Source organism: Streptomyces lucensis JCM 4490 (genome assembly GCF_014650035.1).
GTDB classification, from domain to species: domain Bacteria; phylum Actinomycetota; class Actinomycetes; order Streptomycetales; family Streptomycetaceae; genus Streptomyces; species Streptomyces lucensis.
Map to the genome: position 1 here is coordinate 576677 of NZ_BMUE01000001.1, position 24351 is coordinate 601027.

The window sequence follows — 24351 nt, forward strand, 5'->3', positions numbered from 1 at the left end:
CCCGGTCCCGTACGGCCCGATCGTCCGATCACCGCCGTGCGGGACCGACGCGTTCGCCGCACCAGACGAAAGCGAGCCACAGATCGTGTCTGCAGTCTCCGACCGGCTGCCCACCTTCCCCTGGGACAAGCTGGAGCCCTACAAGAAGACGGCGGCGGCCCACCCCGGCGGCATCGTCGACCTCTCCGTCGGCACCCCCGTCGACCCGGTACCCGAGCTGATCCAGAAGGCCCTGATCGACGCGGCCGACTCCCCGGGCTACCCGACGGTGTGGGGCACGCCGGCACTGCGCGACGCGATCACCGGCTGGCTGGAGCGCCGCCTGGGCGCCCGCGGGGTCACCCACCGCCACGTCCTGCCGGTCGTCGGCTCCAAGGAACTGGTGGCCTGGCTGCCGACCCAGCTGGGTCTCGGCCCCGGCGACAGGGTGGCCCACCCGCGCCTCGCCTACCCGACCTACGAGGTCGGCGCCCGCCTCGCCCGCGCCGGCTACGAGGTCTACGACGACCCGCGCGAACTGGACCCGGCGGGCCTGAAGCTCCTCTGGCTGAACTCCCCGTCCAACCCGACGGGCAAGGTCCTCTCCAAGGAGGACCTGACCGGCATCGTCGCCTGGGCCCGCGAGCACGGCGTCCTGCTCGTCTCCGACGAGTGCTACCTGGAGCTGGGCTGGGAGACCGACCCGGTCTCGGTCCTGCACCCGGACGTCAACGGCGGCTCCTACGACGGCATCGTCGCCGTCCACAGCCTCTCCAAGCGCTCGAACCTGGCGGGCTACCGCGCGGCCTTCATCGCCGGCGACCCGGCCGTCCTCGGGCCCCTGCTGGAGATCCGCAAGCACGGCGGCATGATGACCTCCGCGCCCACCCAGGCGGCCGTGGTGGCGGCCCTCGGCGACGACGAGCACGTGCGCGTCCAGCGCGAGCGCTACGCCGCCCGCCGTGAGGCGCTGCGGGCGGCCCTGCTCGGCCACGGCTTCCGCATCGAGCACAGCGAGGCGAGCCTGTACCTGTGGGCCACCCGCGACGAGTCCTGCTGGGACACCGTCGCCCACCTGGCCGGCCTCGGCATCCTGGTGGCTCCCGGGGACTTCTACGGCGCGGCCGGCGAGAAGTTCGTACGGGTGGCTCTGACGGCGACGGACGAGCGCGTCCGGGCGGCGGTGGACCGCCTCCAGGCCGGACCCGGTCCAGGGCCCGTCTGACGCTTCCCGCCTGCGCCGCGCCGGCCGGAAGGGCCTGGCGGCCGCCCGGCCCGGTGGACGCGGGACGGCGGGGCCCAGGCAACCCCCGGACCCCGCCGCCGTCGGGCCGTGCCGGCGTCAGCCGCCCAGCTGCACGCCCTTCGTCGGCAGTGACGAGGTGGGCAGGCCCTTGGTCAGCCCGCCCCTGGCCACACCCTTCGCCAGACCGCCGTTCGCCAGCCGGCCCTTGGACAGGGTGTCCGTCGGCAGACCGCCCCTGGAGGCGCCGGAGGCGGTGTCCGCGAGGACGCCGCCCGCGGTCCCGGCGGTGTCCCTCGCGGCCTTCTGCGCCGCGGGCGTCGCCTTCTTCACTGCGCCGCCGCCGGCCTTGCCCGCGGCCGGCACCGCCTGGTCGACGACCCGGCTGCCGGCGTCACCCGCGAGAGAGGTGGTGCTCTGCGCGGCACCGTCGACGGTGTTGCCGACGTGCGCCCCGTCCAGGGCGGTCAGGCCACCCACGTTCGGGGTGGAGGCCGGCAGGTTCGCCGCACCGGCGGAGCCGGCCGCACCGACCCCGGCAGCCGCTCCCGCTGCGACGAGCAGCGCGGCACGGGCGATCCGGCGGGTCAGAGGGAGGGACATGATGCTCCATTCGACGGGAGAGAACGTGTGCGTCCGGGCGGGTGTCCGGCCCGGACGCCGTGACTACCGCTCGAACCCCGCGAAGGTTGCGGACGCCCCACGTAAAGAATGGGCAATGCATCGCATTATCAGGTGTGGATAAAAACGGGCAAAGGAGATCACGCCGAGGCCCCGCAGAATCCTTACACCCCTTGATTCGCAAGGGTTACGGCCCGCGGCACCGGGTCCATCCGGACCCCCCGGCCGGCCAGGGTCCGGCAACCCGCCGGGGGGAGGCCCCGCACTGCTGTCCGGTCACGACGACGAGGGGCGCCGCGGTGCGGTCAGCGCGTCCCGGTCACGATCCGGACGGTCCCCGCGGACTTCTCCGCCCCGGCGGCCCCGCCCGGACGCACCGTCCGCCACTCGTCGCCGTCGCTCCCGGCGGTCCACTCCCGGCCCGCGTACGACACCCGCTCGATGTGCAGCGCCCCGGAGTTGGCGACCGCCCACTGCGCCAGCTGCCAGCCCCGCTCGCGTTCGCCGCGCCCGCTCGCGGCCGGCTCGCCGCCCGTGCGCACGGGCACCGTCACGGTCCGCCCGCGCGCGGTCGCCGTCACGCTCGGCGACGGCGACGGCGACGGCACGGGCGTGCCGCCCACCTGCGCGCCGGTCTCCTGCAGCGCGTCCCGCCCGAAGTCACGCACCAGCGCGTCCCGCACGGCGTCCGGACCGGTCGCCGACGCCGTGCGCTCCGGACGTCCGTCGCAGGTCAGCGCGGCCGCCGACTGCCCGGTCAGCGCCCCCGACAGCAGTGCGGCGTCCGCCTCGTGCTTGGCGTAGGCCTCCGGGTAGCCGCTGCGCTGCACGCGCTGCGCGGCCACCGTCAGCGGCAGTTCGCTGTAGTGCGGCACCCTGGCCAGGTGGGCGTAGAAGATGCCCGCCGCGTACGTCGGGTCCAGGATTTGCTTCTCGGTGCCCCAGCCCTGCGAGGGCCGCTGCTGGAACAGGCCCAGCGAGTCCCGGTCGCCGTGCTCGATGTTGCGCAGCCCCGACTCCTGCAGGGCGGTCGCGAGCGCGATCGTCACGGCCCGGCGGGGCATCCCGCGCCCGGTGCCGACGGCGGCGATCGTCGCGGCGTTCCCGGCCTGCTCCGGCGTGAACTCGAACGACGCCCTGGCGCCCGACGCCGAGATCACCCGGCAGCCGCGCGCCCCGCCGCCTCCGGTGACGTACTGCACCACGAGGTACGCGGCGACACCGCACAGGACCAACAGGGCCGCCATGAAACGGAGGAGGCGACCGCGACGCTTGGGACGGGTGGGGGACGGCTCTGGCACGCGTACAAGGTACTGGAGCCCTCCGGAGTCCTCGCGGGGGGTGCGAACCCCGCGTCGCCGGCCCGGCGCGTCGGACACCCCTGGAGGCCCTGTCGTCGAACTCCCGCCTGCCCCGGGAGTCTGACGACAGGGTCTAGGGTCGTGGCCATGGCCGACACCTCCCTTGACCTCACGCTCGACGCCGCCGCGCTCACCGCGCGCCTGGTGGACATCCCCTCCGAGAGCGGCACCGAGAAGCCGCTCGCGGACGCGATCGAGACCGCCCTGCGCGCCCTGCCGCACCTGACGGTCGACCGCTTCGGCAACAACGTGATCGCCCGCACCGACCTCGGCCGCGCCGAGCGCGTGATCCTGGCCGGCCACATCGACACCGTCCCGATCGCGGACAACGTCCCCTCGCGCCTCGACGAGGACGGCGTGCTGTGGGGCTGCGGCACCTGCGACATGAAGGCGGGCGTGGCGGTGCAGCTGCGCATCGCGGCCACCGTCCCCGCACCCAACCGCGACCTCACCTTCGTCTTCTACGACAACGAGGAGGTGGCCGCCGACCTCAACGGGCTCAAGCACGTCGCCGAGGCCCGTCCGGAGTGGCTGGCGGGCGACTTCGCGATCCTGCTGGAACCCTCGGACGGCGAGGTCGAGGGCGGCTGCCAGGGCACCCTGCGGGTGCTGCTGCGGACCAAGGGGGAGCGGGCCCACTCGGCGCGCGGCTGGATGGGCTCCAACGCCATCCACGCCGCGGCCCCCGTCCTGGCCCGCCTGGCGTCCTACGAGCCCCGCTACCCGGTGATCGACGGCCTGGAGTACCGCGAGGGGATGAACGCGGTCGGCATCAGCGGCGGCGTCGCCGGCAACGTCATCCCCGACGAGTGCGTCGTGACGGTCAACTTCCGCTACGCCCCCGACCGCACGGAGGAGGAGGCCGTCGCCCACGTCCGCGAGGTGTTCGCGGACTGCGGTGTGGAGGAGTTCACGGTCGTCGACCACAGCGGCGGCGCGCTGCCCGGCCTCTCCCACCCGGCCGCCGCGGCCTTCATCGAGGCGGTGGGCGGCACCCCGCAGCCGAAGTACGGCTGGACGGACGTCTCCCGCTTCTCCGCGCTGGGCATCCCCGCCGTCAACTACGGCCCGGGCAACCCGCACCTCGCCCACAAGCGCGACGAGCGCGTACAGACCGGGAAGATCCTCGCGGGCGAGGAGCGGCTGCGGAACTGGCTGACCGCGTAGACCGCGCCGGGCGCGCCGCCGCGACCCGGACACGCGTACGTCCCCCCTCCGTAACCCGCGTAGATCTAGTCTGAGACCGAACCACCGGCAAGCGGAGGGAGCGCACATGGCTACCGGGAACCCCGAGGGGAAGAAGCAGCCGCCGGACGAGCAGCGGCTCGGACCGGTCCTCCGACGGCGGGGACAGGTGACGGCCAGCACCACCGACCAGCGGCTGCTGGACGAGCGCGCGCCCACGGACTGGGTCCACACCGACCCCTGGCGGGTCCTGCGGATCCAGTCGGAGTTCATCGAGGGTTTCGGCACCCTCGCCGAACTCCCGCCCGCGATCAGCGTGTTCGGCTCGGCGCGCACGCCGGTGGACTCGGCGGAGTACGACGCGGGCGTGCGGCTCGGCCGGGGGCTGGTGCAGGCCGGCTGGGCGGTGATCACCGGCGGCGGCCCGGGCGCGATGGAGGCGGCCAACAAGGGCGCGTGCGAGGCGGGCGGCACCTCGGTGGGGCTCGGCATCGAGCTTCCCTTCGAGCAGGGACTGAACCCCTACGTCGACATCGGACTGAACTTCCGCTACTTCTTCGTCCGCAAGATGATGTTCGTGAAGTACGCGCAGGGGTTCGTCGTCCTCCCCGGCGGCCTCGGCACCCTCGACGAACTCTTCGAGGCGCTGACCCTGGTCCAGACCCAGAAGGTCACCCGCTTCCCGATCGTCCTCTTCGGCAGCGAGTACTGGGGCGGCCTGGTGTCCTGGCTGCAGAACACGCTGGTGGCCCAGGGCAAGGCGGCGGAGAAGGACCTGCTGCTCTTCCACCTGACGGACGACGTGGAGGAGGCCGTGGCCCTGGTCTCCAAGGAGGCGGGCCGCTGAGCCCTGGCGAGAGGCTCCCGGTGGGGCTCCCGGCGACCGGAGCCCCCCGGGCTCAGGCCAGGCCCCGCCGGGCCACCGCGGGGACCCGGTGGCCGGCGATCGACGCCACCATGTCCAGCACCTGACGCGTCTCGGCGACCTCGTGCACCCGGTAGACCTGCGCCCCCAGCCACGCGGACACCGCCGTCGTCGCGAGCGTGCCGATCAACCGCTCCTTGACCGGCCGGTCCAGGGACTCGCCCACGAAGTCCTTGTTGGACAGCGACACCAGCACCGGCCACCCCGTCGCGACCATCTCGTCCAGCCGCCGCGTCGCCTCCAGGCTGTGGCGCGTGTTCTTGCCGAAGTCGTGCCCGGGGTCGATCAGCACCGACTCCCGGGGCACCCCCAGCGCCACCGCCCGCTCCGCCAGCCCCAGGGTCACCTCCAGGATGTCGGCCATGACGTCGTCGTACGTCACCCGGTGCGGGCGGGTCCGCGGCTGCGCGCCCCCCGCGTGCGTGCACACCAGCCCCGCCCCGTACCGCGCCGCGACCTCGGCCAGCCCCGGGTCCACCCCGCCCCACGCGTCGTTCAGCAGGTCCGCGCCCGCCGCGCACACCGCCTCGCCGACCTCGGCCCGCCAGGTGTCCACGCTGATGATCACATCGGGGAACCGGCGCCGTACCTCGGCGACGAAGCCGACCGTCCGCCGCGCCTCCTCCTCGGCCGTGACCTCCTCGCCCGGCCCGGCCTTCACCCCGCCGATGTCGATGATCGCGGCGCCCTCGGCCACCGCCCGTTCCACGCGCGCGAGGGCCGGCTCGTCACGGAAGGTGGCCCCCCGGTCGTAGAAGGAGTCCGGAGTCCGGTTCACGATCGCCATGATCACCGGCTCGTGGGGCCCGAATTCCCGCCTGCCCAGCCTGAGCATCCGCTGTGACCTCTCCTAGTGCGTCCCGCAGTGCGGCCGCCTGCGACCCTAACTGTCAGACTCGCATGGCACGATCGGACCCTGACACATTCAGCGTCCGGCACAGCGTCCGGTACAGAGCGTGGGGACCCCTGGCGATGGTGATGTTCTTGTTCCTGGTCGTCGCGCTGGCCGTCGTGGTCGCCGCGGTGACGCTCGCCGTGGTGGGCGGCGGCGAGAGCGGCCCGCTGCCCGAGGCGGCGCCCGAGCGGCTGCGGGACCCGCTGCCCGTGGATCGTCCGGTGGGCCGCGCGGACGTGGAGAGCCTGCGCTTCCCCGTCGCCCCGCGCGGCTACCGCATGTCCGACGTCGACGACGCCCTCGGCCGTCTCGCCGCCGAACTCGCCGAGCGGGACGCCCGGATCGCCGACCTGGAGTCCGCGCTGGCGGGAGCCAGGGCCGCCGCCGCGCACGCGCGCGCGGACAAGCCCGGGCAGGAGGGCCGGCGATGAGCGCCGCGACCGCCCTCGCCGGACCCGACGGCGCCCTGCGCTGCCCCTGGGCCCTGTCCACCGTGGACTACGTGTCGTACCACGACGAGGAGTGGGGCCGCCCGGTCCACGGCGACGACGCCCTCTTCGAGCGGATCAGCCTGGAGGCCTTCCAGTCGGGCCTGTCCTGGATCACGATCCTGCGCCGCCGCCCCGGCTTCCGCGCGGCCTTCGCCGGATTCCGCATCGAGAAGGTCGCCGCCTTCACCGACGAGGACCGCGAGCGCCTGCTGGCCGACCCCGGCATCATCCGCAACCGCGCCAAGATCGACGCCACGCTCGCCAACGCGCGCGTACTCGCCGGCTGGGCGGAGGGCGAGCTGGACGAGCTGATCTGGTCCCACGCCCCGGACCCGGCCGGCCGGCCCGTCCCCCGGACCCTCGCCGACGTCCCGCCGGTCACCCCGGAGTCCACGGCCCTGTCGAAGGCCCTGAAGAAGCGGGGCCTGGGGTTCGTCGGCCCGACGACGGCGTACGCCCTGATGCAGGCGTGCGGGCTGGTGAACGACCACCTGGAGGCGTGCGTGGCGAGAAGCGCCCCCTGAGGGGCGCGGGGAGCCGCGCGGCCCGCCACCGCGGACCCGCGGCCCCCGTGTCGCCACGGCCCCGGGCTCACCGGCCCAGGTACTTCGGCTTCTCCTTGTTCACGAACGCCTGCACCGCGATCGTGTGGTCCTCGGACTGCCCGGCGCGCGTCTGCAGCTCGTCCTCCTTCTCCAGCGTCTCGGAGAGGGAGTGGTTCAGGCCGTAGGCCACCGACTCCTTGATCGCCGCGTACGCCACCGTCGGCCCGTCGGCCAGTGCCCGGGCCACCTTCCCGGCCTCGGCGCGCAGTTCGGCGGAGGGGACGACCCGGTTGGCGATGCCCAGCTCCAGCGCGTCCTGGGCGCTGATGTTGCGCGGGAAGAGCAGCAGGTCCGTCGCGCGGCTCGGGCCGATCACCCGGGGCAGCGTCCACGAGATGCCGGAGTCGGCCGTCAGCGCCACACCGGCGAAGGACGTGTTGAAGGCGGCGGTGTCGGCCACGATCCGGTAGTCCGCGGCGAGCGCGAAGCCGAAGCCGGCCCCGGCCGCCACACCGTTCACGGCGGCCACCACCGGCTTGGGCGCCCCGACGAGGGCCAGCGCGATCGGGTTGTAGTGCTCCTTGACCGTGCTCATGGTGTGCCGCGACCCGGTCTCCCGGTCGCTGACGAGCAGCCCGACGTGCTCCTTCAGGTCCTGTCCCACGCAGAACGCCCGCTCCCCGGCGGCGGTCAGCAGGATCGCCCGCACGGCCGTGTCCGCGGCCGCGGATTCCGCCGCCTCCCGGAGGGCGACCTTGGTCGCGATGTTGAGCGCGTTCATCGCCTCGGGGCGGTTCAGCGTGATCGTCGCGAGTCCGTCGCTCACCTCGTAGAGCACGGTGTCGGCCATGGGGCATCCCCTCCGGTGTGGCGGTCGCGTACCGCTCAGTAGGTCCTTGTCAGAGGACAGCATGGCGGAGATCGGCGGCCAAGGGCCGGACCGGACGTGTGACCTGCGTCTAAGAAAACCGGAGCGGAGCCGGGCGGCGGACGTCCGTGCGGCGGCGCAGTATCGCAGCCACATCCCCGAATTGAGTGGTTTTGCTCGCGCGCGTTGCCCAAGCGATGCCTACTGATGTTGGTCATCGGGTCCTGGGATGCGGGATAATGGCCTGGAAGCAATGTGTTCGATGCCGGTGACGCGTGTCCGTTTCGGGCGGCGGGGCCCTTTCGGGTCCGTCGGCAGACGATGAGCTGGGTTTCAGGAAGGGGAACGAGCATGGCGGCCATGAAGCCGCGGACGGGTGATGGCCCGCTCGAGGTGACCAAGGAGGGGCGGGGCATCGTCATGCGCGTTCCGCTCGAAGGCGGCGGTCGACTCGTCGTCGAGCTGACCCCTGACGAGGCCGAGGCGCTTGGCGACGCCCTGAAGAAGGTCGTCGTCTGACGTCCCAGCGATCCTGTCCTCACCGGCTGCCCCGGCATCGTAATACGCGGTGCCGGGGCAGCCGCGTTCCGGCGGCCCGCTCCGGGCGGACTCACCGCCTGACGGCGCACAGCAGTCCGTCGCCCACCGGCAGCAGCGACGAGACGAGTTCCTGGCTCTCGCGCACCGTGCGCAGCAGCTCCCGCAGCCGCAGCACCTCGGTGGGCTGCGGTCCGGAGTCGACCGTACGGCCGTTGGCGAAGACGCCCTCGAACACCACCAGGCCGCCCGGACGCAGCAGGCGCAACGATTCAGCGAGGTAGTCCGGGTACTCCAGCCGGTCACCGTCGCAGAAGACCAGGTCGTAACCGGCGTCCGCGAGCCGTGGCAGCACCTCCAGGGCGCTGCCCGGGATGAAGCGGGCCCGGTTGCTGGCGAAGCCGCAGGCCCGGAAGGCCTGCCGGGCGAACTGCTGGTGCTCCGGCTCCGAGTCGACCGTGGTGAGCACCCCGTCCGGGCGCATGCCGTGCAGCAGATGGATCCCGGACACCCCGCAGCCGGTGCCGATCTCGGCGACCGCCTTCGCGTCCACGGAGGCGGCGAGCAGACGCAGCGCGGCGCCCGTGCCGGGCGACACCGAGCGCAGCCCTGCCTCGCGAGCCCGGTCGCGGGCCCAGCGCAGCGCCTCGTCCTCGGCGACAAAGGCGTCGGCGAACGCCCAGCTCGTCTGCCGGTTGCCGGTAATGACCCTCTCCCGTCCCCATGGTTGCCTGGGCGTGACTGTATCCGTTGGCGTCGGGAACCCGCAGATGAGGCCGGGCGTTGAAAGAGTCGAGCCGGTGGCCCGGGACGCGACGGGGGGTAAGAGGTGGAACAGGACGCCGAGCAACTGCTGACGCAGCCGGATGAGCCGTATCAGCCCACATCAAATTTTCGTAAAACCGCTTATCCGGAGCTAACGGGCGAGGTGGCTATGGTAGGGGCTCCACTGGACACCACCAGAGCCGACAGGGGAGGTGCGGCTACGCCTGGGGACCGGGGCGGAGTGCTGCGGCGCTTCCTCGGGTCGGCGGGCAGGCCGAAATCCGTGACCGACACCGCTGCTGACCGCCACGCCGCCGGTTTCGCCGCAGGCGACACCCAGACCGCGACCTTCGCCACCGACGCGGACGGGCAGGCGTGGACTCCGCCCACGTGGGAGGAGATCGTCAGTACGCACAGTGCCCGGGTCTACCGCCTGGCCTACCGTCTGACGGGCAACCAGCACGACGCCGAGGACCTCACCCAGGAGGTCTTCGTCCGCGTCTTCCGCTCCCTGTCGACGTACTCGCCGGGCACCTTCGAGGGCTGGCTGCACCGCATCACCACGAACCTCTTCCTGGACATGGTCCGGCGCAAGCAGCGCATCCGCTTCGACGCGCTGGGCGAGGACGCGGCCGAGCGCCTGGCCAGCCGCGAACCCACCCCGCAGCAGCTCTTCAACGACGCCCACTTCGACGCCGACGTCCAGCAGGCCCTCGACACGCTCGCGCCCGAGTTCCGCGCCGCCGTCGTCCTGTGCGACATCGAGGGGCTGTCGTACGAGGAGATCGCCGCGACCCTCGGCGTCAAGCTCGGCACGGTCCGCTCCCGCATCCACCGCGGCCGCTCCCAGCTCCGCAAGGCCCTGGCGCACCGCTCCCCGGAGGCCCGCGCGGCCGAGCGGCGCTCCTTCATGGCCCGGGTCCCCGCTCTGGGGGGAGGGGGCGCGACCGCGTGAGTGGATCACGGCCGGAACCTGTCGAGGCGCGCCTCGCAGAGCAGCACCTGGGAGACCGGCTCTCCGCCCTGGTGGACGGAGAGCTGGGTCATGAGACGCGTGAGCGCGTCCTCGCGCACCTGGCCACCTGTGCCCGCTGCAAGGCGGAGGCGGACGCCCAGCGCGCGCTGAAGAACGTCTTCGCGGCGGCGGCCCCGCCCCCGCCCTCGGAAAGCTTCCTGGCCCGCCTGCAGGGCCTTCCCGCTGGAGGCGACCCGGACGGTGGCGGCACGCCCCCGTCCGGTGGCGGACTCCTCGGCCGAGGCCCGGACGCGGATACCGCGGGCGTCTTCGGAGTGAGGCGCGCCGAGCGCTTCGCGTTCGGCTACGTTCCCGCGCGTCCGCACCACGCGGCCCCCGTGCCCGAGGAGCGCGGCTTCCGTATCCACCCCGTCGCCCGCCCGGACGACGGCCGCTCCGCCTCGCGCGGACTGCGGTTCGCCGTCGCCGCCGCCGGCGCGGTGTCGCTGGCCGCGGTGGCCCTCGGCGGTGTCACCACCGTCATCCCCGGCGACCTGACCGGCGAGGCCCGCGGCTCAGGCACCGGCAGCAACGTGGTCCCGGCACGCTCGGCCGGCACGGGTCCGGGCACCGGCTCGGGCGGCGGTGGCGCGGCCGCGCCCGACACCCAGCGCCGGCGCGCGGTGGGACCGCTGCTGGTTCCGGACAGCGCGCGGCTCGGCCAGACACCGGTGGCGCCGACGTCCTTGTCGGCACCGCTGCTGCCCGGAGTGCCGTCGGGCACCGCCGAGCAGCCCCACGGCGGGCTGGTACCGGGTCTGACCGCGCCGATGTCGGCCGGTGCGGCCGCCGTGTCGCCCCTGATACGCCCGCTGGGCGAGACGGTGGCCCTCCCGCTCACCGACTTGTCCGCGCCGGGAGCCACCGGCCCCGGCCTGCTGTCCGCCCCCGTCCCCGACACCGCCCCCGCCCCCGTCCCCGACGCCGCCTCCGCCCCCGACGCCGCCTCCGCTTCCGCGGTGCCCCCGGCCATGCCGCACCGGACCCCCTGACCGGCCACTGCGCCACGGCCCGCGAACCTGGTTGAATCCCGTGAGGGCCGTGCCCACGGCGAGGAACCGCGGGCGTGGTCGACGTTCCGCGTCCGCCGCCCGAGCGGGTGGCCGCGGCCAGCCGTGGGGAGAACATGAACGAGGGGAACCGTGTCCCGCCGGAGAACCGTCCGGAGGGAGAGGCGGGGACGACACCTGCCGGCATGACCGGGAGTGCCGCGCCGGAGCCCGTCCTGGGCGACGAGCCCACGGCCCCGACCGCCGCCGACTTCGAACTGGCCAAGCCGGCACCGACGCCGGCATCCGCACCGACGCCGGCGGCCGGCACCGGCGCGGAGGCCGCCGTGGCGGCGTCGACAGGGGGCGGTGACAGCGCCTGGGCCGGGGCCGAGGAGCGGCCGAGGCCGTTGCACGACCCCGACCCCTACAGCACCCCGCCGTACGGCGAGCCGGGCCCCTGGGCGCCGGCACCGCCCGTCCAGCACCCCTCCGTCACTCCGCCGCACGGCACCGACCTCGCCCCACCGACGGCCCCCGCACCCGCGTTCGGTGCCCCCGTCCCGACGCAGGGGCCGACCGCCCCTCCGCCCGGTGCTCCCGCGCCGGCCGCCGGGACCGCGGCTTCCGGTGCGTTCGAGTCCGGCGCCGCGGCGCCGGTGCCGGGGTCTTCTGTGCCGGGCACTGGGGTCTTCGCGTCCGGTGAGTCCGCTGCGTCCGGCCTCGCCGCGCCCGTGCCGACGCCCGGGGCCTCCGTGCCGGCGCCCGGTGCCTGCGGACCCGACGCCCAGGCAACGGCCGCTCCCGTCGCCGCGCCGGGTGTTCCGGCGGCCGCCGCCCCCGCCGCCACTCCTGACGCTCCGGCAACCGGCGCTCCCGTCGCGGCTCCCGGCCTTGCGGGCCCCGGCGCTCCCGCCGCGGCTCCCGACGCTGCAGGGCCTGGCGGTCCCGCTGCCGCGGCCGGTGTTCCGGGGTCTGGCGGTCCCGCTGCCGCGGCCGGCGTCGCGGGACCCGGCGCTCCGGCGCCCACCGCTTCCGTCGCCGCCGGCGCTCCCGTACCCGCCCCCGCGGCTCCCGTGGCCGGGGAGCAGGCGGGCGGGGAAGGCGGGCGGCGGTACGACCCCTGGGCCGGCGCTTCGGCCGGCGAGCAGGTGCTCGGTCAGGGGGCGTTGCAGCAGACCGGTGCCGCGGTGCCGACGGCCGCGCAGCGCCGCAGGCGGGGCAGGCGGCTGGCACTGGCGTGGACCCTGCTGGTCGCCGTCGTCTCCGCGGGCGTCGGCGGAGTCGCGGGCGCCTACGTGCAGCGCGAGGGCCTGGGCGGAGACGTGCACCTCCCGCAGGCCGGGAGCGTGCCTGCCGGACGGGCCCCGGACAGCGTCGCCGGGATCGCCGCCCGCGCGCTGCCCAGCGTCGTCACGCTGCACGTCAGAGGGGCCGACCGGGCGGGCACCGGCACCGGGTTCGTGCTCGACGGCGAGGGACACATCCTCACCAACAACCACGTCGTCGAGCCCGCCGGGTCGGACGGCCGGATATCCGTGACGTTCAGCAGCGGAGAGACCGTCAGGGCCGACGTCGTCGGCCGGGACAGCGGCTACGACCTCGCCGTCGTCCAGGTGCACGGCGTCCACGGACTCACCCCCCTGCCCCTCGGCAACTCCGACGACGTCAAGGTCGGCGACCCCGTCGTCGCCATCGGTGCGCCCTTCGACCTGGCCAACACCGTCACCTCCGGCATCATCAGCGCCAAGGAACGCCCCATAACGGCCGGCGGGGAGAAGGGCGACGGCAGCGACGTGAGCTACGTCGACGCGCTGCAGACCGACGCGCCCATCAACCCCGGCAATTCGGGCGGGCCGCTGCTCGACTCGCGGGCCCGGGTCATCGGGATCAACTCGGCGATCCGCTCCGCCGGCACCGGCTCGGAGACGGGCGGCGGTCAGGCCGGCTCCATCGGCCTCGGCTTCGCCATCCCGGTCAACCAGGCCAAGCGCGTAGCGGAGGAACTGATCAACGACGGCGGCGCGACCCACCCCGTGATCGGCGTCACCCTCGACATGGGCTACAGCGGCGACGGCGCCCGCATCGACAGCAAGAGCGCGACCGGCGGACCGGCCGTGATCAAGGGCGGCCCCGGCGAACGGGCGGGCCTCAGGGCGGGCGACGTCATCAAGGAGGTGGACGGCGAACGCGTCCACACCGGCGAGGAGCTGATCGTCAAGATCCGTGCCCACCGGCCCGGTGACCGGCTGCGCCTGACCGTCGGGCGCGGGGGCGGCGAACGGAAGGTCTCACTCGTGCTGGGCGCATCGGAGCGGAACTGACAGAAGTCTCACCTTGGGACGGTACCGGTCGGACGGGAACGCCGGGTACCGTTGAGCGACCGAGGACTCGCGAGGAGCGTCAGGTGTTCAATGACATAGGGCCACTGGAGCTGGTGACCATCATCGTGCTCGCCGTGCTCGTCTTCGGTCCGGACAAGCTCCCGAAGGTCATCCAGGACGTGACGCGCACGATCCGGAAGATCCGGGAGTTCTCGGAGAGCGCCAAGCACGACATCCGCAGCGAACTGGGTCCCGAGTTCAAGGACTTCGAGTTCGAGGACCTCAACCCCAAGACGTACATCCGCAAGCACCTGGACGGTGACGAGCTGGGGCTGAAGGAGATCCGCAACGGCTTCGACCTGAAGAAGGAGATGGCCGAGGTCACGGACGCCGTCAACGGCCGTGACCGCGCGGCGTCGGGTACCTCCTCCGACGGCGGGCGCGTCGACATGAGCAAGAAGCCCGAGGACCCCGGCACGGACGAACGCCCGCCCTTCGACGCGGACGCCACCTAACCGCGGCCCAGCCGGCCCGCGCCCCGCCCACGCCGACACGCGCGCGGGCACGTGCCGCGCGTGCGCCGTACGTGACGCGTTTCATAACGCGATCCGCCCGCACAAGGCCTGAACAGGCCGTGCGCACGACCCACGCACCCGCCGCCTGCCCTGCGGCTCCCACGGGTGTGGATATGCTGCCGAGTTGTTGTGCGGACCGGACGACGCCCGAAGGGGGGCGGGCCACCCCGGTCCGACGAGAGCGAGGAGGCGCCGGGCAGATGGAGACGACGAGTCGGGCGGGCGAACAGGCGCCGGCCGCGGAGGGAAGACAGCAGTTCCCCTCCGCCCGGCGCACGATCGACGGTTACCTGCAGGCGCCCTTCCCCTGGTACGGCCTCGACGAGGCGTTCAGCGGGCCGCGCTGGCTGATGCAGGTCGGCACGGCGGCCGACGGCGCCGTCGAGCACGGTTCGATCGGGCACGGCGACGAGCCCTCCGTGCTGGGCGAGAGCGGCTCCGCGGCCGGTGAGCCGCGCGAGAAGTTCGCGGTCGTGGTGACCGTCGCCGCCCAGCCGTCGCGGCGGAGCGCCGACGGCACGGGGCTGCTGGAGGCGACCTCGGTCTCCTCGGCGGCGTGGCTGGCCGGGGTCGGGCTGCTGTCGTTCACCTGGCCCGGGCAGATGGACCACAGCCTGCGGGACGACTGGCTGGAGCAGCAGACCGAGACGGCGTGGGCGCTGGCCGACGACCTGGAGGGGCCGGAGTGGTCCATGCTCTCGCTGCCGGTGGACGGGGTCGCCGTGCCGTTCCACTACCGCGAGTCCGAGTTCGGCTGGGTGCTGGCCGGCACGACCGACGCGGGCGTCCACCTGGGCGCCTACGGACGGGGCATGAGCGCGTACGGGCTCGGGTTCTCCGTGGTGAAGGACATCGCCGCCTACGCCTGACGGCCGCGGTCGCTCACCTGACGGCCGTAGCCGGCCCACGACAAAAGGGCGCCGTCGTCCTCGGCGCCCTTTCGCAGTGCTCTCAGAACTCGTTCTTCTCGCGGTGCTCTCAGAACTTGTTCTTCGGTGTGAGACCCAGCGACAGGCCCGACAGGCCCCGCTGACGGCCGCCCAGCTTCCCCGCGATCGCCCGCAGGGCCGAGCCCGCCGCGGACTCCGGGTCGGTGAGGACAACCGGCTTGCCCTCGTCGCCGCCCTCGCGCAGGCGGACGTCGATCGGGATGGAGCCGAGCACCGGGACCGTCGTGCCGGTCGTGCGCGTCAGGCCGTCCGCGACCAGCTGGCCGCCGCCCGTGCCGAAGACGTCGACCATCTCGCCGCAGTGCGGGCAGGGCAGGCCGGACATGTTCTCGACCACGCCGACGATCTTCTGGTGGGTCTGGACCGCGATGGAGCCGGCGCGCTCGGCGACCTCCGCCGCCGCCTGCTGCGGCGTCGTCACGACCAGGATCTCGGCGTTCGGGACCAGCTGGGCCACGGAGATCGCGATGTCGCCGGTGCCGGGCGGCAGGTCCAGGAGCAGGACGTCCAGGTCGCCCCAGTAGACGTCCGCGAGGAACTGCTGGAGCGCACGGTGCAGCATCGGGCCGCGCCAGACGACCGGGGCGTTGCCCGGCGTGAACATGCCGATGGAGATCACCTTCACGCCGTTCGCGGACGGCGGCATGATCATGTTCTCGACCTGGGTGGGGCGGCCGTCGGCGCCCAGCATGCGCGGCACCGAGTGGCCGTAGATGTCGGCGTCGACGACACCGACCTTCAGGCCGTCGGCCGCCATCGCCGCGGCGAGGTTCACCGTCACCGAGGACTTGCCGACGCCGCCCTTGCCGGAGGCGACCGCGTAGACCCGGGTGAGGCTGCCCGGCTTGGCGAAGGGCACCTCGCGCTCGGCCTGGCCGCCGCGCAGCGCCGCCGCCAGCTCCTTGCGCTGCTCGTCGCTCATCACGTCGAGGGTGACGTCGACCCGGGTGACTCCCTCGACCCGGGAGACCGCCTCGGTGACGCGCTGCGTGATCGTCTCGCGCATCGGGCAGCCGGAGACGGTCAGGTACACGGTCACCGCGACCGCGCCGTCATCCCCGATCTCCACCGATTTGACCATCCCCAGTTCGGTGATGGGGCGGTTGATCTCGGGGTCGTTCACCGTCGCCAGTGCCTCGCGCACCGCGTCTTCCGTAGCCATAAGGACGATGGTACGGCGCGCCGAGGGGCCTCCGGGTAGCCCCTCAGCGGTCGTCTGCGTCACGTCTCGGCGACCGTTCCGCCCGCTCTGCCGGGAATACGACGTGCCCGTCGTGACGCCTGCGCTCCTCCAGCTCCTTGAGCAGGTCCTGCAGCTCCGAGCGGATCCAGTCGCGGGTCGCCACCTCGCCCAGGCCCGTGCGCAGCGCGGCGACCTCCCGGGTCAGGTACTCGGTGTCGGCGATGGACCGCTCGTTCTGCTTGCGGTCCTGCTCCAGGTTGACCCGGTCGCGGTCGTCCTGCCTGTTCTGCGCGAGCAGGATCAGCGGGGCCGCGTAGGAGGCCTGCAGGGACAGCATCAGGGTGAGGAAGATGAAGGGGTACTCGTCGAAGCGCAGATGGCGGGGAGCGGCGATGTTCCACAGCACCCACGCGATGATGACGACCGTCATCCAGACGATGAAGCGTCCCGTGCCCAGGAAGCGGGCGATCTTCTCCGACAGCCGGCCGAAGGCCTCCGGGTCCCATTCGGGCAGGATCCGGTGGCGGGGCGGACGCGGCTGGTCCAGCCGGGCCGTGCGGTGCCGGGTGGCCGCCGTGGCGCCCACCGGGGTGCGCTCACGCGTGCTCTCGCGCTCAGGAGCCATGTGCGGGCGCCCCCTCTCCCTCGTCCAGGTGGAACTCCGTCTCCCGCCAGTCGTCGGGCAGCATGTGGTCGAGCACGTCGTCCACGGTGACCGCGCCGAGCAGTGACCCGGACTCGTCGACCACGGGCGCGGCCACCATGTCGTACGCGGCGAAGAACCCGGCGACCACGGGCAGCGCGGCGTCGGGGTCCAGGGGCTGCAGGTCGTCGTCGACGAGCGAGCTGACCAGGGTGTAAGGGGGGTCGCGCAGCAGCCGCTGGAAGTGGACGGTGCCCAGGTACTTGCCGGTGGGGGTCTCGTCGGGCGGCCGGCACACGTAGACCTGGGCGGCGAGGGCGGGCGAGAGGTCGGGGTTGCGGACCCGGGCGAGGGCGTCGGCGACCGTGGCGTCCGGGCGGAGCACGATGGGTTCCGTCGTCATCAGGCCGCCGGCCGTGTGCTCCTCGTAGGACATCAGGCGCCGCATGTCGGCGGCGTCGGCGGGCTGCATCAGGCTCAGCAGCCGCTCCTTGTCCTCCTCGGGCAGCTCCGAGAGGAGGTCGGCCGCGTCGTCCGGGTCCATGGCCTCCAGGACGTCCGCCGCGCGTTCCTCCTTCAGCTTGCCGAGGATCTCGATCTGGTCGTCCTCCGGCAGCTCCTCCAGCACGTCGGCGAGCCGGTCGTCGTCGAGGGCCGCGGCGACCTCGGCGCGCCGCTTGGGGGAGAGGTGGTGCAGGACGTTGGCGAGGTCGGCGGGGCGCAGCTGTTCGAACGTGGCGAGCAGGTTCTCGGCGCCCTGCCCGTGCTCCTCCAGGGAGAAGCCGGTGACGGCCGACCACTCGACGGTCAGCGTCTCGCCCTTGGCCCGCCGGAAGGCGCTGCCCTTGCGCCCCTTGCGGACGAAGACGCGGTCGACCTCCCAGTCCCGGCGGGCGGGCAGCTGCTGCACGGCCGCGTCGAGGACGGTGACCTCCTCGCCGGTCTCCACCAGCGTCACGCGCCGGTCCAGCAGCTCGCCGAAGACCAGCCGCTCGGTGGGCCGCTGCTCGAAGCGGCGGACGTTGAGCACGCCGGTGGTGATGACCTGGCCGGACTCGATGCCGGTCACCCGGGTCATGGGCAGGAAGATGCGGCGGCGGGTGGACAGTTCGACGACCAGGCCGAGGACGCGCGGGGGCCGTCGCCCGACACGCAGCATGACGACCAGGTCGCGTACGCGACCGACCTGGTCGCCGGCCGGATCGAAGACGGGGACCCCGGCGAGGTGCGAGACGAAGATCCGGGGGGCGCCGGCTGCCATGGCTGTGCTTCCTTTGCCTGGGAATCGCTGGGGGACCGCTGGGAGTGACCGCTGGGGGCACCCCTGGGGGACTGCCGTGGTCTGCGTGGGATCTGCTCGTGTCTGGCCGCTCGGATGCGCTTCAGGCTAGCCCGTACCGCCCGGATACGCCCTGGTGGGGGGTCCGGACGGACTGGCTCCGCCGGGTGGCCCGGGCACCGGTACGCTGCCGTACGCCGTTCAGGAACCGTCAGAGAGGCAGCGCCATCCGTGACTGCGAATCCCCGGGGCCGTATCCGCCGGACCGTGTTGGTGACCGCGACCTGCGCACTGGCGGTGACGGGAGCGACGGTGCTGTCGGGGTGCGGCGGTGACGACCCGGACGCGGGGACGAACGGCGTGGGCAAGCTGCCCGCCGGGGAGATCCGGACGAAGAGCCGGGCGGCGGCGGACGCGGCACCGGCGGTGAGACTGTCCGGGACCGTGGTGACCAGTGGCCGCACGTACCAGCTGGACATGCGGCTCAAGACCGACGGCGGAATAGGCTCGGTGACCTCGAAGGGGGCCACCTTCAAACTGCTGCGGGTGGGCGAGCAGCTGTACCTCAAGGCCGACGCGGACTTCTGGAACCACGCGGACGGCAGCGACGGCGCCACGGGCAAGCTGGACGGCAAGTACGTGAAGGTGCCGCAGGGGGATCCCGCGTACAAGAAGTTCAGCGGCTTCACGGACAAGGCTGTCCTCCTCGACGGTCTGCTGACGCTGCACGGCACGCTGGCGACGGACGGCCACCACGACCAGTCGGGTACCCCGACGATCCGGATCACCGGCGACGAGGGGTCCGGCGGCACCCTGGACGTCTCGCTGCGGGGCAAGCCGTATCCGCTCCGCCTGGAGCGCGGGGGCGGTGCGGGGACGCTCCGCTTCTCGGACTGGGGTGAGGACTTCGCGGTGGCGAAGCCGGCCAAGTCCGAGACGGTGGATTACGGCAAGCAGCTCCCGGCGTCGTAGGACCGACCGCGGCAAGCGGCCGCCGGCGTCGCGGGACCACGGCGAACAGCCGCCGGTGTGGCAGCGGCGGGTGTCCTACTTCCGCTTCCGCCGCTTGGCCAGCAGTCTCGGCAGCCCCGCCGGAATCGGCTGACGTGTCGTCGCCGGAGTCGGCGCCGGACGCTGCGCCAGGCTGCCGTCGGGCAGCGGCGCCAGGGGCCCCGCCGGCACCAGGCGCAGCACCCGGCACTCGCGGGCCCAGCGGGCCGGCATCTCCTCGCCGTCGGGGGCGTTCAGGCGCTTTCCCTTCAGCTCGGCGACGGCGGCCTCCCACTCCTCCGAGCCGGGTGCCGGCTCGGACACGGTCGCCGGGAACGTCACCAGCCGGCCGCCCTTGTCCTTGCTGCGGACGGTCACCTCGACGCGGGCCCCGTCGACGAGGCCCGGCAGCGGCTGCTCACCGGGGCCGTCGCCGACCAGGCACACCGAGCCCTCGTGCCACACGTGCCACAGCGCACGCGCCGTGGCGGCACCGGGGCCCGTGACCCAGATGAGGCCGGACTTCTTGGCGGCCTCCTCGATGAGGGCCCGGTCGAGCAGCTCGCTTGTCATGCGCCCAGCCTATCCGGGCGCGCTCACAGCCAGCCGTTGCGCTTCAGCGTGCGGTGGATGCCCAGACACAGGGCGACCGTGACACCCATGATCACCGGGTAGCCGTACTTCCAGTGCAGCTCGGGCATGTACTTGAAGTTCATGCCGTACACCCCGCACACCATCGTCGGCACGGCGATGATCGCGGCCCAGGCGGTGATCTTGCGCATGTCCTCGTTCTGGGCGACGGACGCCTGCGCGAGGTTGGCCTGGAGGATGGAGTTGAGGAGTTCGTCGAAGCCCAGCACCTGCTCCTGGACCCGGGCGAGGTGGTCGGCGACGTCCCGGAAGTACTTCTGGATGTCCGGGTCGATCAGCCGCATCGGCCGCTCGCTCAGCAGCTGCATGGGGCGCAGCAGCGGCGCCACCGCCCGCTTGAACTCCAGGACCTCGCGCTTGAGTTGGTAGATCCGCGCCGAGTCCACGCCGCGCGAGACGCCACCCCTGCGGCCCGGCGAGAAGACCTCCGTCTCCACCTCGTCGATGTCGTCCTGGACCGCGTCCGCGACCGCGATGTACCCGTCGACCACGTGGTCCGCGATGGCGTGCAGCACGGCCGAGGGGCCCTTGGCGAGCAGCTCGGGATCGTCCTGCAGACGGTGGCGCAGCGCCCTGAGCGAACCCTGGCCGCCGTGCCGGACGGTGATGAAGAAGTCCCGGCCGGTGAAGCACATGACCTCGCCGGTCTCGACGACCTCGCTGTTCGCGGTGAGCCGGTCGTGCTCGACGTAGTGGATGGTCTTGAAGACGGTGAACAGCGAGTCGTCGTACCGCTCCAGCTTGGGCCGCTGGTGGGCCTGGACCGCGTCCTCGACGGCCAGCGGGTGCAGCCCGAACTCGCCGGCGATGCCGGCGAACTCGGACTCGGTCGGCTCGTGCAGACCGATCCACACGAAGCCGCCGTCGCGGCGCACCAGCCGCATCGCCTCCTGCGGGCTCAGCGGCTTGCCGCTCTGGACGCGGGCGCCGTCGCGGTAGACCGCGCAGTCGACGACGGCCGAGGGCGAGGCGGGGTCGCGCGTGGTGTCGTACGACGTGCCCTGGTCCTTGCGCAGCGAGACACGGGACGACGGGCGGACCACGGCGCGCAGGTCACGGATCATCGACATGGGCAGGCTCCTTCGCGGGCGGGCAGCGAAAGCGCGCGGCGACGGGTGGAGCTACCCGGAATGGGGACGTCCTGTCGGGCTCTTCCCAGGAAGTCGGGGGAAGGATGTTTGGCACGTCCACAAAGCGGGGAGCACCGCACCGTTGCGGTGGCGCGACTTCGCTACTGATTCAGATCCGACGGATGACGGCGATCAGGCAAAGCGAAACGAGTGCTCTTCCGCATGACGACGCGAAAGGGAAGGCGGCAGACAGCCGGGAACTACATCAGCAGCCGGAAGAGCGAGTGGTACTGCACGGTCGACTTCGATCCATGACAGCCCCACCTCCTCCGGCCGGTCCCTCGTAAGGGAGACTCATCGGCGTCGGGACTTGACGGCGATGCCGTGTGTGCTGCCCCGAACCACCGGCTCAGCGTAGCAGCCGCCCGAAGTGTCAAGGCGCCGCTTTGCCCGGTGCTGACGAGTTCTATGCTCACCGCATGGTTGATGTTCTTCCTCTGGTCGAGGCGCGGTTGAACACCGCGCTGGGCGAACCGGACGCGCGCGCCGCGGTCACCTTCCTCGGTACGGACCGCATCGAGGTGCTCCGCTTCCAGGAGGGGGACCTCGTCCGCTACGCCACGCTCGGCATGTCCGCGCATCCCATGACCGACCCCACCGCGATGCTCGCCGACCCCGTCAAGGGCCCCCGTGCCGAGCTGGTCCTCTCGGTCCGGGCGGGCCTCGCCGACACCGACAAGGTCCTCCGTCCGCTCGCCGTCCTCGCCGCGTCCCCGCAGGTGGAGGGCCTGGTGGTGACGCCGGGCGCCTCCCTGGACGTCGGCGAGCCGCTGTGGCCCGAAGCACCCTTCACCTCGGCCCTGGTGGGCGAGCCGGGCGGGCTGGTCGAGGACCTGGCGCTGGACGACCCGATGGATCCGGTGCGGTTCCTGCCGCTGCTCCCGATGACCCCGAACGAGGCCGCCTGGAAGCGGGTGCACGGCGCCCAGGCCCTCCAGGAGCGCTGGCTCACGCACGGGACGGACCTGCGGGATCCCTCCCGCAGGTCCGTCCCGCTGGACTGACGCGCACGTGACCGAAGTCACCAACGCGCGGCCGGATGTGGTCAGTTGGCGAAGACGCCGACGCCGTCCTCGGTCGCGTGGCGCGGCGCCGCCTCCTCCGCCTCGGAGGTGAGCGCCCTGCGCCGTACGGCGACCACCACCGCGCCCAGCACGGCGGTGACCGCCGCGACCACGAACGGGACGTGGATGTCGGTCCACTCCTCGATCTTCGGCGCGAAGTAGGGGGCGGCCGCGGCCGCGAACCAGCGGACGAAGTTGTAGCCCGCGCTCGCCACCGGGCGCGGGGCGTCCGACACGCCGAGGGCCAGCTCCGTGTAGACGGTGTTGTTCACGCCGATGAACGCGCCGGACAGGATCGTGCAGACGACGGCCGTGGTGTGGTCGCCGTAGCCGAGCACCAGGACGTCCGCCGCGAGCAGCACCAGTGAGCCGCCGAGCACCTTCAGCGACCCGAACCGCTCCTGCATGCGCGGGGCCACGAGCACCGAGAAGACGGCGAGCAGCAGGCCCCAGGCGAAGAACACCGCACCCGAGCGGTACGGGGTCATGTCCAGCACGAACGGCGTGAAGGCCAGCACGGTGAAGAACGTGTAGTTGTAGAAGAACGCCGAGACCGCGGCCGTGGCCAGGCCGCCGTGACCGAGCGCCTTGAGGGGGTCCAGCAGGGAGGTCTTCCGGGCGGGCCTCGGCTGCTCCTTCAGGAACGCGGTGATGCACAGGAAGCCGGCCGCCATCAGCGTGGCCGTGCCGAAGAAGGGGTAGCGCCAGCTGATGTTGCCGAGGACGGCTCCGAGCAGCGGGCCGCAGGCCATGCCGAGGCCGAGCGCGGACTCGTACAGCAGGATGGCCGCCGCGCTGCCGCCGGCCGCCGCGCCCACGATGACCGCGAGGGCGGTGGAGACGAAGAGCGCGTTGCCGAGACCCCAGCCGGCCCGGTAGCCGACGAGCTGGCCGACCGAGCCGGAGGTGCCCGCGAGGCCCGCGAAGACGACCACGAACGCGAGTCCGAGGAGCAGGGTCCTGCGGCCGCCGATGCGGCTGGAGACGAAGCCGGTCAGCAGCATCGCGACCGCGGTGATCAGGAAGTACGAGGTGAAGAGCAGGGACACCTGGCTGGGGGTGGCGTCCAGGCCCCGTGCGATGGACGGCAGGATCGGGTCGACGAGGCCGATGCCCATGAAGGCGACGACGGAGGCGCCGGCCGTGGCCCAGACCGCCTTGGGCTGTCGCAGGATGCTCCCGGCTCCCGCGTCGAGGGGGTCCATGTGCTTCTCCCATCTCGGGCTGGCAGATAGTTGGCTTATGCACATAGTAAGTTAGCTACGCTAATTAATGCAATAGGCACCTAGTTTCCCCCGGTCGGCTGTGCCCCCGGACGGGTGATCGTCCTTGACGCGGGCGGGATGGGGTAGGACCGTGGAGCCCTATGAGGGGCGAACCCAGTTGCCCGCGATGTGGTGGCCGGGTCAGGGCTCCCGGCCTCTTCTCCGATGCGTGGCAGTGCGACGCGCACGGGCCGGTGTATCCGCTGCAGCCCGTGATCCCGCCCAGCGTCGAGGCCCTCGGTGTCGTGGCGCGTCGCGCACAGGTGCCGGTGTGGATGCCGTGGCCGCTGCCGGTCGGATGGCTGTTCACCGGTGTGGCCTACGCGGGTGACGACCGCAGCGGCGGCCGTGCGACCGCCGTCGCCTGCTCGGGCCCCGGCCCGCTCGGCGGCCCCGGCGAGCTGATCCTGATCGCCGAGGAACTCGGTGTCGGACTCGGCGCGCGCTACGCGGGCATCGACGGCCCGGACCCGGGGTCGTACATGAACGTCGAGAAGCCTCCGCAGGCCAAGGTGCTGGCCGCCGGCCGCCCCACTCCGCTCTGGCACGTCTACCGCACCCCCGACGACCGCGCCGTCTTCGCCGGCGAGGCGCTCGGGATGTGGGTGTGGGCGGTGATGTGGCCGGAGCAGGCGGGCCTGCTCATGTACGACGAGCTGGTGCTGACCGATCTGCGGGAGGCGGGGGCGGAGCTCGAACTGGTGCCCTGCGGGGCGTTGTCGCCGCGCCTGCTCCAGCCGTAGCGCCCAGGAACGGGAGGTTCCGGTCGGACGCAGGTGCGGGCGTGCCGGGGCTGATCGCGCAGTTCCTCGCGGCCCCGCGGGATCGCCGTAGGGGGTGCTCCCCGGTTGCGGGTGTGACAGGGCGGGGCGGAAATA

Annotated in this window: 25 protein-coding genes; 14 read left to right on the forward strand and 11 right to left on the reverse strand. The window is 72.9% G+C overall.

Translation table 11 applies throughout. The features are described 5' to 3' along the window. Positions 1-85: 85 nt before the first annotated feature. Complete coding sequence (locus IE177_RS02620) at positions 86-1204, forward strand: bifunctional succinyldiaminopimelate transaminase/glutamate-prephenate aminotransferase (RefSeq protein ID WP_190013038.1); 1119 nt, start codon at positions 86-88, stop codon at positions 1202-1204. A 117-nt stretch (positions 1205-1321) separates the two neighbouring features. Here IE177_RS02620 and IE177_RS02625 read toward each other — a convergent pair whose 3' ends face one another. Further along, positions 1322-1825 carry an ATP-binding protein gene (locus tag IE177_RS02625; protein WP_190013039.1) on the reverse strand — a complete coding sequence of 168 codons (504 nt, stop codon included), beginning with the start codon at positions 1823-1825 and terminating at the stop codon, positions 1322-1324. A gap of 323 nt (positions 1826-2148) precedes the next feature. Beyond that, complete coding sequence (locus IE177_RS02630) at positions 2149-3144, reverse strand: VldE C-terminal domain-containing protein (RefSeq protein WP_190013040.1); 996 nt, start codon at positions 3142-3144, stop codon at positions 2149-2151. Between the two features lie 147 nt (positions 3145-3291). Here IE177_RS02630 and dapE point away from each other — a divergent pair, with 147 nt between their 5' ends. Beyond that, the gene (dapE, locus tag IE177_RS02635; RefSeq protein ID WP_190013041.1) at positions 3292-4371 is read left to right on the forward strand and encodes a succinyl-diaminopimelate desuccinylase; all 1080 of its coding nucleotides are present in this window, start codon (positions 3292-3294) and stop codon (positions 4369-4371) included. 106 nt (positions 4372-4477) lie between these two features. Next, positions 4478-5236: an LOG family protein gene (locus tag IE177_RS02640; protein WP_190013042.1), complete on the forward strand. Its 759-nt coding sequence runs from the start codon at positions 4478-4480 to the stop codon at positions 5234-5236. A 52-nt stretch (positions 5237-5288) separates the two neighbouring features. Here IE177_RS02640 and folP read toward each other — a convergent pair whose 3' ends face one another. Further along, on the reverse strand, positions 5289-6149 hold the full coding sequence (folP, locus tag IE177_RS02645; RefSeq protein ID WP_190013043.1) for a dihydropteroate synthase: 861 nt from the start codon (positions 6147-6149) through the stop codon (positions 5289-5291). Positions 6150-6286: 137 nt separating this feature from the next. Between folP and IE177_RS02650 the strand changes: the two genes are divergently transcribed. Together IE177_RS02650 and IE177_RS02655 are read left to right on the forward strand one after the other, a co-directional pair. Then, a complete protein-coding gene (locus IE177_RS02650; protein ID WP_190013044.1) occupies positions 6287-6640 on the forward strand; it encodes a DivIVA domain-containing protein in 354 nt (117 codons plus the stop codon). Continuing rightward, positions 6637-7224 carry a DNA-3-methyladenine glycosylase I gene (locus tag IE177_RS02655; RefSeq protein ID WP_190013045.1) on the forward strand — a complete coding sequence of 196 codons (588 nt, stop codon included), beginning with the start codon at positions 6637-6639 and terminating at the stop codon, positions 7222-7224. Before IE177_RS02650 ends, IE177_RS02655 begins: the two co-directional genes overlap by 4 nt. Positions 7225-7291: 67 nt before the next feature. Here IE177_RS02655 and chcB read toward each other — a convergent pair whose 3' ends face one another. After that, entirely contained in the window at positions 7292-8095 is an 804-nt protein-coding gene (gene chcB, locus IE177_RS02660) for a 2-cyclohexenylcarbonyl CoA isomerase (protein WP_190013046.1), read from the reverse strand. Positions 8096-8464: 369 nt separating this feature from the next. Between chcB and IE177_RS02665 the strand changes: the two genes are divergently transcribed. Then, positions 8465-8632 carry a DUF3117 domain-containing protein gene (locus IE177_RS02665; protein WP_018544333.1) on the forward strand — a complete coding sequence of 56 codons (168 nt, stop codon included), beginning with the start codon at positions 8465-8467 and terminating at the stop codon, positions 8630-8632. A 91-nt stretch (positions 8633-8723) separates the two neighbouring features. Here IE177_RS02665 and IE177_RS02670 read toward each other — a convergent pair whose 3' ends face one another. Then, complete coding sequence (locus IE177_RS02670) at positions 8724-9422, reverse strand: O-methyltransferase (protein ID WP_308431535.1); 699 nt, start codon at positions 9420-9422, stop codon at positions 8724-8726. 234 nt (positions 9423-9656) lie between these two features. Here IE177_RS02670 and sigE point away from each other — a divergent pair, with 234 nt between their 5' ends. The 5 genes from sigE to IE177_RS02695 all read left to right on the forward strand — a co-directional run bounded on the left by sigE (position 9657) and on the right by IE177_RS02695 (position 15187). Then, positions 9657-10370: an RNA polymerase sigma factor SigE gene (gene sigE, locus IE177_RS02675; protein WP_190013047.1), complete on the forward strand. Its 714-nt coding sequence runs from the start codon at positions 9657-9659 to the stop codon at positions 10368-10370. Further along, entirely contained in the window at positions 10367-11422 is a 1056-nt protein-coding gene (locus IE177_RS02680; RefSeq protein WP_190013048.1) for a zf-HC2 domain-containing protein, read from the forward strand. The genes sigE and IE177_RS02680 overlap by 4 nt, the downstream gene beginning before the upstream one ends. Positions 11423-11829: 407 nt before the next feature. Further along, positions 11830-13743: a S1C family serine protease gene (locus IE177_RS02685; protein WP_444545615.1), complete on the forward strand. Its 1914-nt coding sequence runs from the start codon at positions 11830-11832 to the stop codon at positions 13741-13743. A gap of 83 nt (positions 13744-13826) precedes the next feature. After that, positions 13827-14258: a sec-independent translocase gene (locus tag IE177_RS02690; RefSeq protein WP_190013050.1), complete on the forward strand. Its 432-nt coding sequence runs from the start codon at positions 13827-13829 to the stop codon at positions 14256-14258. Between the two features lie 260 nt (positions 14259-14518). Next, on the forward strand, positions 14519-15187 hold the full coding sequence (locus IE177_RS02695; protein ID WP_190013051.1) for a hypothetical protein: 669 nt from the start codon (positions 14519-14521) through the stop codon (positions 15185-15187). A gap of 109 nt (positions 15188-15296) precedes the next feature. Here IE177_RS02695 and IE177_RS02700 read toward each other — a convergent pair whose 3' ends face one another. From IE177_RS02700 to IE177_RS02710, 3 genes are read right to left on the reverse strand one after another with little or no spacing between them, the layout of a single operon-like run. After that, the gene (locus tag IE177_RS02700) at positions 15297-16430 is read right to left on the reverse strand and encodes an Mrp/NBP35 family ATP-binding protein (RefSeq protein WP_190013052.1); all 1134 of its coding nucleotides are present in this window, start codon (positions 16428-16430) and stop codon (positions 15297-15299) included. 43 nt (positions 16431-16473) lie between these two features. After that, positions 16474-17076, reverse strand: a complete 603-nt coding sequence (locus IE177_RS02705; RefSeq protein WP_190013053.1) for a DUF1003 domain-containing protein — start codon at positions 17074-17076, stop codon at positions 16474-16476. Further along, positions 17066-18355, reverse strand: coding sequence for a magnesium transporter MgtE N-terminal domain-containing protein (locus IE177_RS02710; RefSeq protein WP_190013054.1), 1290 nt, complete (start codon positions 18353-18355; stop codon positions 17066-17068). The genes IE177_RS02705 and IE177_RS02710 overlap by 11 nt, the downstream gene beginning before the upstream one ends. A gap of 249 nt (positions 18356-18604) precedes the next feature. On the opposite strand from IE177_RS02710, the gene IE177_RS02715 reads away from it, so the two are divergent. Beyond that, positions 18605-19345 (forward strand): hypothetical protein, encoded by a 741-nt coding sequence (locus tag IE177_RS02715; protein ID WP_190013055.1) that lies wholly within the window; start codon positions 18605-18607, stop codon positions 19343-19345. Between the two features lie 75 nt (positions 19346-19420). Here IE177_RS02715 and IE177_RS02720 read toward each other — a convergent pair whose 3' ends face one another. Both IE177_RS02720 and IE177_RS02725 read right to left on the reverse strand, forming a co-directional pair. Then, positions 19421-19936, reverse strand: coding sequence for a hypothetical protein (locus tag IE177_RS02720; protein WP_190013056.1), 516 nt, complete (start codon positions 19934-19936; stop codon positions 19421-19423). A 23-nt stretch (positions 19937-19959) separates the two neighbouring features. Then, a complete protein-coding gene (locus IE177_RS02725; protein WP_190013057.1) occupies positions 19960-21084 on the reverse strand; it encodes a magnesium and cobalt transport protein CorA in 1125 nt (374 codons plus the stop codon). A gap of 479 nt (positions 21085-21563) precedes the next feature. Here IE177_RS02725 and IE177_RS02730 point away from each other — a divergent pair, with 479 nt between their 5' ends. Continuing rightward, positions 21564-22148 carry a suppressor of fused domain protein gene (locus IE177_RS02730; protein ID WP_190013058.1) on the forward strand — a complete coding sequence of 195 codons (585 nt, stop codon included), beginning with the start codon at positions 21564-21566 and terminating at the stop codon, positions 22146-22148. Positions 22149-22189: 41 nt separating this feature from the next. On the opposite strand, the gene IE177_RS02735 is transcribed toward IE177_RS02730, so the two are convergent. Next, positions 22190-23413, reverse strand: coding sequence for an MFS transporter (locus IE177_RS02735; protein ID WP_190013059.1), 1224 nt, complete (start codon positions 23411-23413; stop codon positions 22190-22192). 161 nt (positions 23414-23574) lie between these two features. Between IE177_RS02735 and IE177_RS02740 the strand changes: the two genes are divergently transcribed. Continuing rightward, positions 23575-24216, forward strand: coding sequence for a DUF6758 family protein (locus IE177_RS02740; RefSeq protein WP_190013060.1), 642 nt, complete (start codon positions 23575-23577; stop codon positions 24214-24216). Positions 24217-24351: the final 135 nt, after the last annotated feature.